The following is a 12,186-nucleotide window of genomic DNA, read 5'->3' as shown; positions in this document are numbered from 1 at the left end:
CCGGTCATGGGTCCGCTCGTCGCGCGCGCCGGTGTCCCCCGGTCATGCAAGCGCGCCGGCAGACCCCGCCAGCGACGTGAAGCGATGTTAAGGCTGCGTTTCCCCGCCGCGGCACGCGCTGCATACGTATTCATGCAGACGCCCGGAGGGGCCTCATCGCACCGCAGCATCGTGCCGCGACGCCTGGGCCTGCCGTCCCCCGTACGAAGAAAATGGCTGCCGTGGTGCACCTTGGGGTTCACCAAGCGGTTGCCAGGCGAGCCCACGCACTAGCGGGAGGGCGTTGCAATATTGCGGGTGCAGCACGCATGAATACGTATGCAGCGGATCGAGGCGTTGGAAGGCTACGGATAAGCTGGCGCCCGCTTTGCTGATCGCCCGTTCGCGAAGGCGCACCGATGCGCTGAAGGCTTCCCTGTAATGACCCATGCTCCCTGGTGGCGCGGTGCCGTCACCTATCAGATCTACCCGCGCAGCTTCCTGGACACCAACGGTGACGGGGTAGGCGACCTGCCAGGGATCATCGACAAGCTCGACTACATAGCGAGCCTGGGCGTCGACGCGATCTGGATCTCGCCTTTCTTCAAGTCGCCGATGGCCGACTACGGCTACGACATCGCCGACTATTGCGACGTCGATCCGCTGTTCGGCCAGCTGGAGGATTTTGACCGCCTGCTGGCCAAGGCGCACGGGCTGGGCATCCGCGTGATGATCGACCAGGTGCTCAGCCACACCTCGGTCGAACACGCCTGGTTCCAGCAGAGCCGGGCCAGCCGCGACAACGCCAGGGCCGACTGGTACGTCTGGGCCGATGCGAACGCGGACGGCACGCCGCCGAACAACTGGCTGTCGATCTTCGGCGGTGGCGCCTGGCAGTGGGAGCCGCGGCGCGGGCAGTATTACCTGCACAACTTCCTGGCCTCGCAGCCGGACCTGAACTTCCACAACCCGGCCGTGCGCGCGGCAATCCTCGACTGCGTGCGTTTCTGGCTGGAGCGCGGCGTCGACGGCCTGCGCCTGGATGCGATCAACTTCTGCTTCCACGACGCGAAGCTGCGCGACAACCCGGCCAGGCCCAAGGACCAGCGCGTCGGCCGCGGTTTCAGCCCGGACAATCCGTACGCGTTCCAGTATCACTGGCACAACAACACCCAGCCGGAGAACCTGGACTTCCTGGCCGAACTGCGCGCGCTGCTGGATCGCTATCCCGGCACCGTGGCGCTGGGCGAGATTTCCTCCGAGGATTCGCTGGCGACCATGGCCGAATACACGCAGGCCGGCCGCCTGCACATGGGCTACAGCTTCGAGCTGCTCACCGACGACTTCAGCGCCGCGCACATCCGTAGCACGGTGCGGCAGCTGGAAGCGCAGATGCGCGAGGGCTGGCCATGCTGGGCGATCTCCAACCATGACGTCGAACGCGTGCTGAGTCGATGGGGCAGAGGGAAGTCCACGCCGGAGCTGGCCAACCTGTTCACCGCGCTGGTCTGCTCGCTGCGAGGCTCGGTGTGCGTGTACCAGGGCGAGGAGCTGGGCCTGACCGAGGCGCAGGTGCCGTTCGAGTCGCTCAAGGATCCCTACGGCATCGCCTTCTGGCCGCAGTTCAAGGGCCGCGACGGCTGCCGCACGCCGATGCCTTGGAGCGACGACGAACACGCCGGCTTCAGCCGCGGCGAACCGTGGTTGCCGGTGCCGACCGAGCATCGCGCGCTGGCCGTGGTGCGGCAGGAGGCCGATCCGGCTTCCGCGTTGCAAGGCTTCCGCCGCATCGTGGGCTGGCGCCGCGGGCAACCGGCGCTGCGCTGGGGTGATATCCGTTTCCTCGACACGCCCGAGCCGGTGCTCGCGTTCACCCGCAGCCACGCGGGCGAGACGCTGCTGGTGGCCTTCAATCTGGATGGAAAGGCAGCAGAGACCGAACTTCCGCTGGACGGGCAGTGGCAACCGCTCGAGGGGCACGGCCTGGTCCAGGGCACGTTCGTCGGCGGGCACCTCGCACTGCCCGCACACGGCGTGCTGTTCGCACGGCTGGCGTAGGGTGGGCTTCAGCCCACCACCACGACACCGTGCGACGACGGTGGACTGAAGCCCACCCTACGCCCACCTTGGGCATCACGTGGCCATGAATCATCCAGACGTAGGCTCGTTGCAGATCCAAGCCGCGGAGCCAAGCCATGCCCAACCCCATGCCCCCCGCCGACCGCAAGCACGGGACCGGCGACCGCAACGACAACGACGTCGCCCGGCAAGACCACAAGCTGCAGGAAAATCGCAACGCGGAAGAAACCCGCGATGCCAGGGAAGCCGATCGCGAGGCCAAGCGGGAGGAGGGCTTCAACCACCCGTAGCCGGCGAGCCAGGATCCCGGCGCTCGCTGCCATCGGGACGTGAAGCGTTCCAGGCTGCCGCACGCCAGGCGGCTGCCGGCCGTGCGGTGCTACTGCCGCGTGACCTGGGCAGGGCATGCCAGGCTCGCCGCGGCGGACGCCCACCTGGCGCTCAGGTTGCGGCGAAGCGATTGTTCCGGCGTCATCCACAACAGGCCGCGCGCCGCGCAACCGGCGGCGTAGTCGAATAGCGCCTGCATGTATTCCTGGTCGAAGTCGATGAAGCTTTCCTGCGGATAGTCGGGCGGGATCTCGGTCATGTGGAATGTCATGCCCAGCCGGTGCGCCGCGGCGATGTTCTGCACGATCGCGCGCCGGGTCTTGTAGGTGGTACCCGCGGCAAAGGCGTTGGAGAGCACCTCGACCGTACTGAACCGCGTGGTTCGCGGTGCCCGCGCGAGCTGCCCGTTGACGATCATGTACAGCTTCGCCCCGCGCAGTTGCGGCAGTTCGTAGGACTGGATGCCCGCGATCAGCGGCAGGGTGAACACCGGCGTGGTCACCCCGCCGTCCACGTGCATCTCGTCGTACTCGTGCCGGCCGTCGCTGACGCGGATGAGTACCGGCGGGAACACGCCGGGCACGCTGGCCGAGGCGATCAATACATCGCGGAACAGGCGGCGCGCCTCCGGGCCGCCATGCCGGGCGATCCTGCCCATGTCCCACAGCACGGTTTCGTGTTTGTCCAGGTCGGTGGTCGCCACCACCAGCAACCGTCCCTTTGCCGCTTCATCGGCCACTGCGGCGACCATCTGCGGCGTGACGAAATGATCGATGAGCTGGAACAAGGGGTTGTGTTGCGGCAGGCCACGTGGAGAGAACAGCCGCGCCAGGATGGTGCGGGTCGGTGACTGCAGCAGGTTCGCGTTGCGCTTGCCGGTGAACGCCTGCCGCATCCGCGCATCCCAGTCGGGACCCAGGAAGGCGAACGGCGCCAGCAACGCGCCGGCACTCACGCCGGTCACCATTTCGAACTGCGGTCGTGCATGCGCGCGACTGAGCCCGGCCAGGGCACCCGCACCGTAGGCGCCCCCTGAGCCGCCGCCGGACAGCGAAAGGATGTCGATGGAGCCATCGGTCGCCGCGCCGGCGAGCCCGCCGAAGAAACCCGGCGCCAGGGTCGTGAAGTTGACCACGTCGATGGTCATCAAACGGATGTCGGCCGGAAACCCATCCGGTGCCGCGCGGCCGACAAGGTCGGGCGGCGCGGCACGCCGGGCGACGGTCTGGCAACCGCTCAGCAGAAGCACACACCCGATCAGGATCCATGTGTTGCGCATTCTCGTGCCTTCCTCGAAACCGACGCCTCCCTGTCCAATGACGCTCCGCCCGAAAGCCAGGCCTTCAAACCTTACAAGACCCGCCCGCACCTGCTGGCGATGGCGGCGCCGTGCAGGAAGATGTCCACCACGGATTCAACGTGCGCATGGATATCAGCCTCATCCGGTGGCGTTGCGGCCCTGACGCCGAAAAGCAGCTCCAGATGCATGTCGCCCCGCAGCATCGCCACGAACTGGCGAGCAGCCAGGGCACAGTCGGCGACATGGATTTCACCCCGGCGCCGGGCGTCCTCGAGCACGCCGCGAATGTGTTCGACCGCCCGCTCCATGGCCTTGGCCCAGTAGACGTCCGCCGCGTCGCTGCTGCGATCGAACCCGGACGCAGCAAATTGGTGGAGGCCGATCACGGAGGCCGGCAGCATCGAACCGGCGATGCCCCTGCCCAGGCGGAACAGCAGACGGTCGAGGGGCACGGGCTCGTGTCCTGGCTGCAGTCCCACGGCGCGACGGGCGGCTTCGCCGGCCATCGCGCCGACATGCTCGATGAGCAGCCGGGGTACGTCGACCGGCTGTGCGTCCTCTTCCGCAAGGAGCTTTCGGTACAGGCCGTTCGGGGTCCAGGTCCTGTACGACCGCCCCAGCAGGAAGGAGACCAGCACCGCGCAGTTCGACCAACCACGCAGTTGGCTGCCCCGCCCGGGAATGGCCTCGCGCACCTTGACCACGCTGCCGGCGGCCGCCCAGCGCAGGAAATGGAGCGCCTGGTCGAAGCTCAACACGTTGACCATCAGCCGGGTCCACCAGGGCTCCACGACAAGCCATGTTTGTTCATCGACCATGCGCATGGCGAACACGTGCTTGTGCCTGGCATGGACGAAGCGGTGCCACCATTGCCTTCGAAGGCCGGGAACGAAGCACACCAGCCACTCCGCTTCCTGCAACGTCACCGGCGATCCGTTGGCGTCGATGTCGAGCGACAGCGCAGCGGGCGCGCCGTCGACACGCAGGGGCGAGGCTGCGGTCTTGCGCGGCACGGACGGGCGCCTCGCGACCCGTGTCCGCATGCTAGAGATCAGCGGTCGCATCACCTTCTCCGGTTTGCACGCCCGAAAGGAACATCTCGACCGCGCACGAAACATCACCGGCCTTCGAGGACGATCCGCCGGTCTCGGACAGGTCCATGTCGGCCCTCAGCAGGGCCACGAGATGGCTTGCCAGCTGGAAGTGGTTCGGCGCGTGGATGGCGCCGGCGTCGTGCGCTTCGCGGATGAAACGTGCCAGCTCGGCCGTCAGCCCGCCCGGGCCCCGCTGGTAGAAGGCAGGGCCGGTGCCGATGTGCCTGATCGCGGCGGTGAGAGCGACCCGATAGAGCCCGCGCAGGTGCGAGCACGAATAGGCGTTCACGAGGCGGTTGGAAAATGCCAGGAGCTGGATCCGGAAGGATGCCTGGGTGGGCGGCTGGGCGAGCGGCTCCAGCACCGAGGCGCAAAGCTGCTCGACCAGGGCGATGACCAGGCTGTCCATGCTTCCGAATTCGACCTCAACCTGTGCGGCGGTCAATCCGGCCAGCGCGACCGCGGCCTCGATCTCGGTAACGCCGCGCCCGGTCGTGCGAAGGATCTCGCCGACCGCGTCGAGGATGATCGAGCGCGCATCGATCCGGTGCGCGCTTGCATGCGGCGGTTCAGCAGGGGCGACCAGGTTGCCCGACAAACTGGTCCCCGGCATCGGACTCCATGCCATGTCGAGCGAATTCATTGGTCTGCCTCCATCTCTACGCAGCCATCGCCGCGGCGCCTGTTACCGGATCGCTGCCGAAGTCGCCATCTGCCGGAACGTGGCTCGATGCATCTGGTCGGCAACTGCATTGCGGCCGGATTTCTCCGGCGGGTTACAGGTTAGGTTTGCGCATGGCTGGCAGGTAGACCCTTCGACGGACGCACCAAGTTGCTTGGTGGACAACAGTGGTCTTCGTCTGCATGGCCACTAGGATCGTGCCGTAGCGGGACTTCGAGACCGCTTCCGCGCCCCTTCAATCGTCGGTATGGATCGTGGTCGTAACCGACATGCCGACGCGCAGCCGGGCCATTGCCGGCTGGCGAGGTTCGAGGCGAATGCGCACGGGCAGGCGCTGCACGATCTTGGTGAAGTTGCCGGTGGCGTTGTGCGGAGCGATCGCCGAGTAGCTCGCGCCGCTGGCCGGCCCCAGGCTTTCGACGGTTCCTTCCAGCATCTGGCCGGGCAGGGCGTCGACCTCGATATCCACCGCTTGCCCGGCTCGTACGCGCGCCAGTTGCGTCTCGCGGTAGTTGCCGGTGACGTAAACCGCATCGAGCGGAACGATCGCCAGCAACGGCTTTCCCGCATTGACGAACGAACCGACGCGTGCCGCCTTCTGCCCGACGGTGCCACCGATCGCGGCCGTGATGCGGGTATAGGAAAGCTTCAGCTGCGCGGCGGCTTGCGCGGCGCGCGCCAGCGCAAGCGCCGCCCGGGCTTTTTCGAGATCGGCAGTGAGCACGTCGACCTGCTGTCGGGCCGATTGCAGGCTCGCCAGGCTTTTTTCCCGGCTGGCCGTCTGGATGGCCAGCTGAGCCTCGGCCTGCTGCAGCGCCTGTACCGTACCCGAGCCGTCGGTGGCCAGGTTGCGATAGCGCGTGCGGTTGGCCCTGGCCAGCTTGAGCGCGGCCTCATTTGCGGCGACCGCCGCCTGTGCCTGTCGTATGGCGGTCTGCTGTTGAACCAGATGCGCCTGCAGGCTGGCGATGCTGGCCCGGGCGCCGGCGACCTGGGCCCCGGCCGCGTCCACGGCTACCACGAAATCGCCATCGTCTATGGTCGCCAGCAACTGCCCTTTCCTGACCGGCTGATTTTCCTCGACCAACACCTTGTCGATCGTTCCGGACACCTGCGGCGCCACCGTGGTGAAGTCCGCCTGCACATAGGCGTCGTCCGTGGACTGCAACGACCCGCTCGATTCGGGGCGATTGAGATAGAGGACACCCCCGATCGCCACGGTGAGCAGCAGCGCTGCGCCGACGATCCTGGCTTTTCTAGGCAAGGCCATGTGGATTACCCGAGTGGAGTAGCGGAAACGGAAGCGCGTGGCACGGGTGCGCGGACGTCGGGTGCGGGGATGCGGTTCATCCACAACGCGAGGGGGATCAGCAGCAGCGCCAGCACGCCCAGCACGCGATATGCGTCGGCGATCGACAGCACGGCCGCTTGCTGGCCGATGACGCCGGCCAGCCGGGACGGTTCGGGCGTGACCGGGAACACGTTGCCTGCGAGGGCCACGTGGTCCAGCAGCATTTCCGCGTGGAACCTGTGCCGTACCGACACGAGCTGCCCGACGAGCGCTACGCCAAGCAACGATCCGAAGGCGCGCAACGTGTTGATGGTGCCGGACACGTAGGGGCCTTCGCGGGGCTGCACGACGCTGGTGCACAGGAACAGCATCGACACCACGGCCATCGGCTGGCCGAAGGCTTGCAGCGTTTGCGCCACGACGAACTGGTCGCGGTTCCAGTCCGAGGTCAGTTGCGTGCCGGAGAAACATGCCAGCGCGATCAACAGCAGGCCCGAGGACAGCACCACGCGCGCATCGGCCCACTTCTGGTACAGCACGATCGCCACCATCGAGCCCAGCACCAGTTGCGGCAAGGCCACGATCAGGCCGATCGATGCCATCTGGCGTGGCCGGTAGTCATGCAAGGCTCCAAGATAGCTGGCCGGCAACAACGAGCCGGACAACAGCACCACCAGCAGGACCACGAACAGGGTGAAGCCCAGCGCCAGGTTGCGCCGCGCCAGGATCTGCAACTTCATGAACGGCGCGGGGTGGTACCACTCGGTCAGCAGGTAGGCACCCAGCAGGGCCAGCCCGGCCGCCAGCGACACGGTGATCATCGGCGAGTGGAACCAGTCCAGCCGCACGCCCTGGTCCAGTGCCACGGCGATCAGGCCGAGCGCCGGAACGCCGCAGGCCATGCCGGTCCAGTTAGCCTGGCCAAAGCGTGACATCCCGATCGGTTCGCGCGGCATGCCCCAGGCGACCAGCCCTCCGGCGACGGCGGCCAGCGGCACGAACTGCCAGTACGCCCAGCGCCAGTCGACCAGCCCGTCCATCCAGTAGCCCGCCAGCCAGATGGCAAGGTTGGGCGCGAAGGTCGCGGTCATCGCGTACAGGGCCAGCCCATGCAGTCGTATGGTGGGCGGGAGGAACTTCAGCGCGGCCATCATCAGCAGCGGGATCGTGGTGCCCGCGGCAATGCCTTGCACGAAGCGTAGCGCCAGCAACAGGTCCGGGGCGCGGATGAAAGGCAGGATGACGGCCACCAACGTGCAGGCGCCGAGCATCCACAGCACGAAGCGGCGGATCGACAACGTGATGCCGAACCACGCCGCGAACGGCATGGCGATCAGCTCCCCGGCGCTGTAGACCGTGGTGAGCCAGGACGCATCGTCCAGCCCCAGGCCGAGTGCGCCACGCACGTCAACCAGCGCCAGCGCTCCGACGCGGTTGTTCAACCCGGCCGTCATCGCGGCGATGAAAATGCCGACCAGCCCCGTCATCAGGCGCGATGCCGGCGGGGTCCCGGGAGGTACCGGGACATCCGTTGCCGGCGACGAGGCGGCGCCGCTCACGGCCCGGCCTTCGAGCGCGCCGTGGCCGGTGCCGCGATGGCGACCGGATGCTCCGGAGGCGATGGCGCGACCCCGAAGGCCTGCGGATTCCAGCCGCCGCCCAGTGACTTGTACAGGTTGACCAGGGCCAGCGTGGCGCCGGTTGCACTGGCGTTGAGGCTGGTCTGGCTGGCGAGCACGCTGCGTTGCGCCGTCAGTACGCTCAGGTAATCGGCGGCGCCTTGCTGGTAGCCGCGCTCGGCGGCATGCAGCGCCTGCCTGTTCTGCTGGTAGGACACCAGCCGCTCGTCGTGCTCGCGCTGCTGGGCGGCCCAGGCCTCCAGGGCGTTGTCCACTTCGTGCCAGGCACGCAGGACCGTGTGCCGGTAGGCGAGGGCGGCGGTCTTCTGGCGTGCTTCGTTCAACGCCAGGCGCTGCCTCAGCCGACCGCCCTGGAAGATCGGCAGGTAAACCGTCGGGCCGACCGAAAAGAAGCGCGAATCCCAGCTGTCGAGATCGGCGGCCTCGAAGGCTTCCACGCCTGCCCGTCCTTTCAATCCGATGCGCGGATAGAAATCGGCCTTGGCCACGCCGATGGCGGCGGTGGCGGCATGGAGCCGTGCCTCCGCGCGCAGGATGTCCGGCCGCCGGCGGGCCAGTTCGGACGAAAGGCCCAGCGGGACGCGGGCGGGAAGGGAAGGCAACGGCATGGCTTTGCGCAGTTCGCCATCCAGCGCGCGTGGCGGCTCGCCCAGCAGCAGGGCCAACGCGTTCATCAGGGCGTTGCGGTGCTGGGTCAACTCGGGAATCGTGGCCTTGACGGTCGCCAGTTCTGCACGGGCGGAGGAAGTTTCGAAGCGGGTGGCGACACCGTTGCGCGCGCGGCTCTCGGCCAGGCGCAGCGTGTGCCTGGCGATATCCAGGTTCTGCCGGGCGATATCCAGCTGCGCCTGCGTACCGCGCAACCGCAGATATGTTCGCGCCACCTCGGCGGACAAGGCGACCCGAACCGCTTCGCGGTCATACGCCGTCGCTTCCAGCGCCGCTGCCGCACCCTCGCGCGCCCGTCGTGCACGGCCCCACAGATCGACTTCCCAACTGGCATCGAATCCGAGCTGCCAGAAATCCCCGGGGCGGGTCGGTGCTCCCAGCGCGGCGAACTTGCCGTGTTCGCTGAGCGCTTCGCGCGTGTAGCTGGCACCGACGCCGATGCCGGGCCACAGCCGCGAGGAGGCGATGCCCAGTTGCGCCCGGCTCTGCTCGATGCGCTCGGATGCCATTTGCAGGTCGAGGTTTTCCGCCTGTGCGCGCCGTTGCAGTCCGGTCAATACGGCATCGTTGAAGAGGTTCCACCATTGGAAGGGCACCGCGGCCCGGGACATCGGGATGCCGTTTGCCGGGTCTTGCCTGGGCGCCAGGACGACCTCGTCAAGAACGCCTTCCGGCCTGACGAAGTCCGGCCCCACCGTGCAACCGGCGAGCGCGAGCGTCCACAAGGCCACGCCGGCGTACTGGCGCAGCCCTGGAAAGCGCGGCCGAGTGGTCTTGGCGCCAGTCTGTTGTTGCCCGTGCATGGAAGTCGTCCAGCGCTCGGCTCAGTGGGACTCGGCCGCCTGGACGATCAGGCGGGCGACCTCGTACGGATGCGAGAGCATGACTGCGTGGGAGGCACCGTCGATCACGACCGTGCGCCGCGATCGCGCACGCTGCGCCATGAAGTCCAGTGCCGCCGGGGGAATGTTCCGGTCCATGCCGCCGTAGATGAACCAGGACGGGGTCGATGCCCACGTCGGGGTGCCGGAAGGTTCGTTCAGCGCCTTGTCGGTCACCGGGCGTTGCGCGACGGCAGCGCTGGCGGCCTCGGCGGCCGGGACATCGGCGGCGAACTGTGCGTGGAACTTTGACGGATCGATGTAGAGATCATTGCTGCCGTCCGGCAGCCGAACCGGCGGCAGCAGCGCGGAGGCGAGGGAACTGCCGGGGAAACGGGCCGCCAGTGCCCCGGCCGACTCGCCGGCCTGCGGCGCGAACGCCGAGACGTACACCAGCGCCTTGATCTTGTGGTTGGCGTTGCCGACGTTGGAGATCACCTGTCCGCCATAGGAGTGCCCGACCAGCACCACATGCCCGTGGAGGGAACGGACCAGGGCTTCCACGCCGGCGGCATCGCTCTTGACACCACGCAACGGGTTGGCGACGGCGACCACGGTGTAGCCACGCGACTGCAGCTGGGCGACCACGGCATTCCAGCTGGACGAATCGGCGAAGGCACCGTGGACGAGCACGATGGTGGGTTTTGCCGGGGGCGACACGGCTTCCCTCGACTCGGCGCCGAGGGCCGCCAGACCCAGGGCCAGGGCCAGGATGGAGAAAGCGACGAGGCGCTTTGCGAACACGTTCATGATCTCGATGCTCTGGTTGTCCGGATCGAAAGGGCGAATGGCCCGAAAAAAATGCCGCTGGTTGGGGGAACCTGCGACCCGGTCCCAGCCTAGGCAGCGGGGCAGGTGCCCGGAAGATCCGAGGGCGTCGCCATGGTGTTGCACTACCGGCAACAATCGCGGGGCGCCGCCGGATCCATGGCTTGCGGTGCCGCGCGGCCCGTCATGCCGGCGGCGAATCCACCGGGCGGCCGCCCAGCCAGAGTGCAAGGTTGCGCACGTAACGCCTGATGGACCGTCGGGCTTCGGGCGAATGCGCCAGTGCTTCCCCCGGGGCTTCGCTGACGAAGCTGGGCGAACCCATCGAGGGGTCCCAGTTGTAGTCCGCGAAGTGGTGGAAGGTGGACTCGGCGATCGCCGGGCCGCCGGCATCCGACGGCTCGAACGCCACGACCAGGTTGAAGGCGCGGCGCGTTGACTGGCTGCGTCCCGTCGCGATCACGCGTGCCGTCGGGTCCTCTGGCGGTTTGCCGACGGCCCCTTCGTGCGGGTGCGAGGGCAGGTAGCGGATCGCGCCATCCGGCGCCTGCGAATCGGACAGGACAGGATGCAGCGGCAGGGCGATGTCCACGCGCTGGAAGTCGCCGTTGGCGCCGGAATGGTAATTGGGCCATGAGATCTCGCGGGTGAGCGTGTCATCGACCGCTCGTCGCGACGGATCGGGGTCCTGGTTTTTCGAGTGGAAGAAATGCGCCGGGCCGACCCCGCCCAGGGTGCACACCGAACTGCCCAGATCCATGTGGTCACGGGTCACCAGCAAGCCTCCGCCGCGGCGCCGGAAGCGCGAGATCGCTGCGCAATCCATGCTGGTCAGGCCGTCGCCCGTATCCACCGCGAACAACCAAAGCTGATCGAACGGCGTGGTATCGATTCGCGAGAGCACGCTGTCGGGCGCCCCGGGCGGTTCACGATCGCGCGCGGTCACCTCGAACAGCGGCATGCCATGGTTGTCCCGCAGGCTGGCCAGGTGATCGCGCAGCAGGCTGAACCGGCCGATGTTCCAGTCGTCGTGGACGGTGGGTATGGTCGTTTGCAGGAGAATCCGGCTCGGTTGTTTCATGGCTGTCACCTGGGGCGGCGGTGGCGCGCCGGACCATCACGAGCGCGGCGCGCGGGCATGTCCATCAAAGGGCCTCCCGGCCATGGCGTCGTCGTGTGGCTGATTGGTGCTTCGCGGGGACGCCGCGCCAACGTGGGTTCGTCCCGTGCACGAACGGGTGGAAAGTGCACGACCCGTTACAGCCGCCTCGACGAGCTGGCACCCGTCATCTTCGTTGCCATGGAGGGAAGCGGGGAGAATTCTCGACCCGGGCACCGACGAGCGGTAGATCTGCCCCGAGGCTCGCCGTGTTTCTGCCAATGCAACAATCCGGTCGGGCGGGTTCCCGCAATCCGGCACCAGCGGGATGCTCTTCCATGGGACGCAATCCCGGCGCCGGCGCTCCGAAAGCT

The 12,186-nt window shown here is 67.6% G+C and carries 10 protein-coding genes; 2 read left to right on the top strand and 8 right to left on the bottom strand.

The genetic code is table 11. The annotated features are described in order from the left end of the window. Positions 1-420 precede the first annotated feature (420 nt). On the top strand, positions 421-2,037 hold the full coding sequence (locus tag OSC30_RS00685; protein ID WP_267169910.1) for an alpha-glucosidase family protein: 1,617 nt from the start codon (positions 421-423) through the stop codon (positions 2,035-2,037). Positions 2,038-2,174: 137 nt separating this feature from the next. Continuing rightward, a complete protein-coding gene (locus tag OSC30_RS00680; protein ID WP_267169909.1) occupies positions 2,175-2,348 on the top strand; it encodes a hypothetical protein in 174 nt (57 codons plus the stop codon). 89 nt (positions 2,349-2,437) lie between these two features. Here the strand turns inward: OSC30_RS00680 and OSC30_RS00675 are convergent, their stop codons facing one another. The 8 genes from OSC30_RS00675 to OSC30_RS00640 form a co-directional block, all read right to left on the bottom strand. Beyond that, entirely contained in the window at positions 2,438-3,667 is a 1,230-nt protein-coding gene (locus OSC30_RS00675) for a patatin-like phospholipase family protein (protein WP_267169908.1), read from the bottom strand. Positions 3,668-3,738: 71 nt separating this feature from the next. After that, positions 3,739-4,701: a TetR/AcrR family transcriptional regulator C-terminal domain-containing protein gene (locus OSC30_RS00670; protein WP_267169907.1), complete on the bottom strand. Its 963-nt coding sequence runs from the start codon at positions 4,699-4,701 to the stop codon at positions 3,739-3,741. Positions 4,702-4,732: 31 nt separating this feature from the next. Then, on the bottom strand, positions 4,733-5,425 hold the full coding sequence (locus OSC30_RS00665; RefSeq protein ID WP_267169906.1) for a TetR/AcrR family transcriptional regulator C-terminal domain-containing protein: 693 nt from the start codon (positions 5,423-5,425) through the stop codon (positions 4,733-4,735). Between the two features lie 274 nt (positions 5,426-5,699). Beyond that, complete coding sequence (locus tag OSC30_RS00660) at positions 5,700-6,734, bottom strand: HlyD family secretion protein (protein WP_267169905.1); 1,035 nt, start codon at positions 6,732-6,734, stop codon at positions 5,700-5,702. Between the two features lie 5 nt (positions 6,735-6,739). Beyond that, on the bottom strand, positions 6,740-8,242 hold the full coding sequence (locus OSC30_RS00655; protein ID WP_267169904.1) for an MFS transporter: 1,503 nt from the start codon (positions 8,240-8,242) through the stop codon (positions 6,740-6,742). Between the two features lie 68 nt (positions 8,243-8,310). Then, on the bottom strand, positions 8,311-9,867 hold the full coding sequence (locus tag OSC30_RS00650) for an efflux transporter outer membrane subunit (protein ID WP_267169903.1): 1,557 nt from the start codon (positions 9,865-9,867) through the stop codon (positions 8,311-8,313). Positions 9,868-9,888: 21 nt separating this feature from the next. Then, positions 9,889-10,695: an alpha/beta fold hydrolase gene (locus OSC30_RS00645; protein WP_267169902.1), complete on the bottom strand. Its 807-nt coding sequence runs from the start codon at positions 10,693-10,695 to the stop codon at positions 9,889-9,891. Between the two features lie 202 nt (positions 10,696-10,897). Next, the gene (locus OSC30_RS00640; RefSeq protein WP_267169901.1) at positions 10,898-11,794 is read right to left on the bottom strand and encodes a hypothetical protein; all 897 of its coding nucleotides are present in this window, start codon (positions 11,792-11,794) and stop codon (positions 10,898-10,900) included. Positions 11,795-12,186: the final 392 nt, after the last annotated feature.

Origin of the sequence: Frateuria hangzhouensis (assembly GCF_026410505.1) — a bacterium.
Lineage (GTDB): Bacteria > Pseudomonadota > Gammaproteobacteria > Xanthomonadales > Rhodanobacteraceae > Frateuria_A > Frateuria_A hangzhouensis.
The sequence above is the reverse complement of the archived record's forward strand: the minus strand, read 5'-3'. Positions and strand labels throughout refer to the sequence as shown.

What these genes read in the sequence shown, in the direction of transcription:
- OSC30_RS00680 (WP_267169909.1), top strand. Translation starts at nt 2,175, where the DNA reads ATGCCCAACCCCATGCCCCCCGCCGACCGCAAGCACGGGACCGGCGAC.
- OSC30_RS00685 (WP_267169910.1), top strand. Translation starts at nt 421, where the DNA reads ATGACCCATGCTCCCTGGTGGCGCGGTGCCGTCACCTATCAGATCTAC.
- OSC30_RS00640 (WP_267169901.1), bottom strand. Translation starts at nt 11,794, where the DNA reads ATGAAACAACCGAGCCGGATTCTCCTGCAAACGACCATACCCACCGTC.
- OSC30_RS00650 (WP_267169903.1), bottom strand. Translation starts at nt 9,867, where the DNA reads ATGCACGGGCAACAACAGACTGGCGCCAAGACCACTCGGCCGCGCTTT.
- OSC30_RS00655 (WP_267169904.1), bottom strand. Translation starts at nt 8,242, where the DNA reads ATGACGGGGCTGGTCGGCATTTTCATCGCCGCGATGACGGCCGGGTTG.
- OSC30_RS00665 (WP_267169906.1), bottom strand. Translation starts at nt 5,425, where the DNA reads ATGAATTCGCTCGACATGGCATGGAGTCCGATGCCGGGGACCAGTTTG.
- OSC30_RS00645 (WP_267169902.1), bottom strand. Translation starts at nt 10,695, where the DNA reads ATGAACGTGTTCGCAAAGCGCCTCGTCGCTTTCTCCATCCTGGCCCTG.
- OSC30_RS00675 (WP_267169908.1), bottom strand. Translation starts at nt 3,667, where the DNA reads ATGCGCAACACATGGATCCTGATCGGGTGTGTGCTTCTGCTGAGCGGT.
- OSC30_RS00660 (WP_267169905.1), bottom strand. Translation starts at nt 6,734, where the DNA reads ATGGCCTTGCCTAGAAAAGCCAGGATCGTCGGCGCAGCGCTGCTGCTC.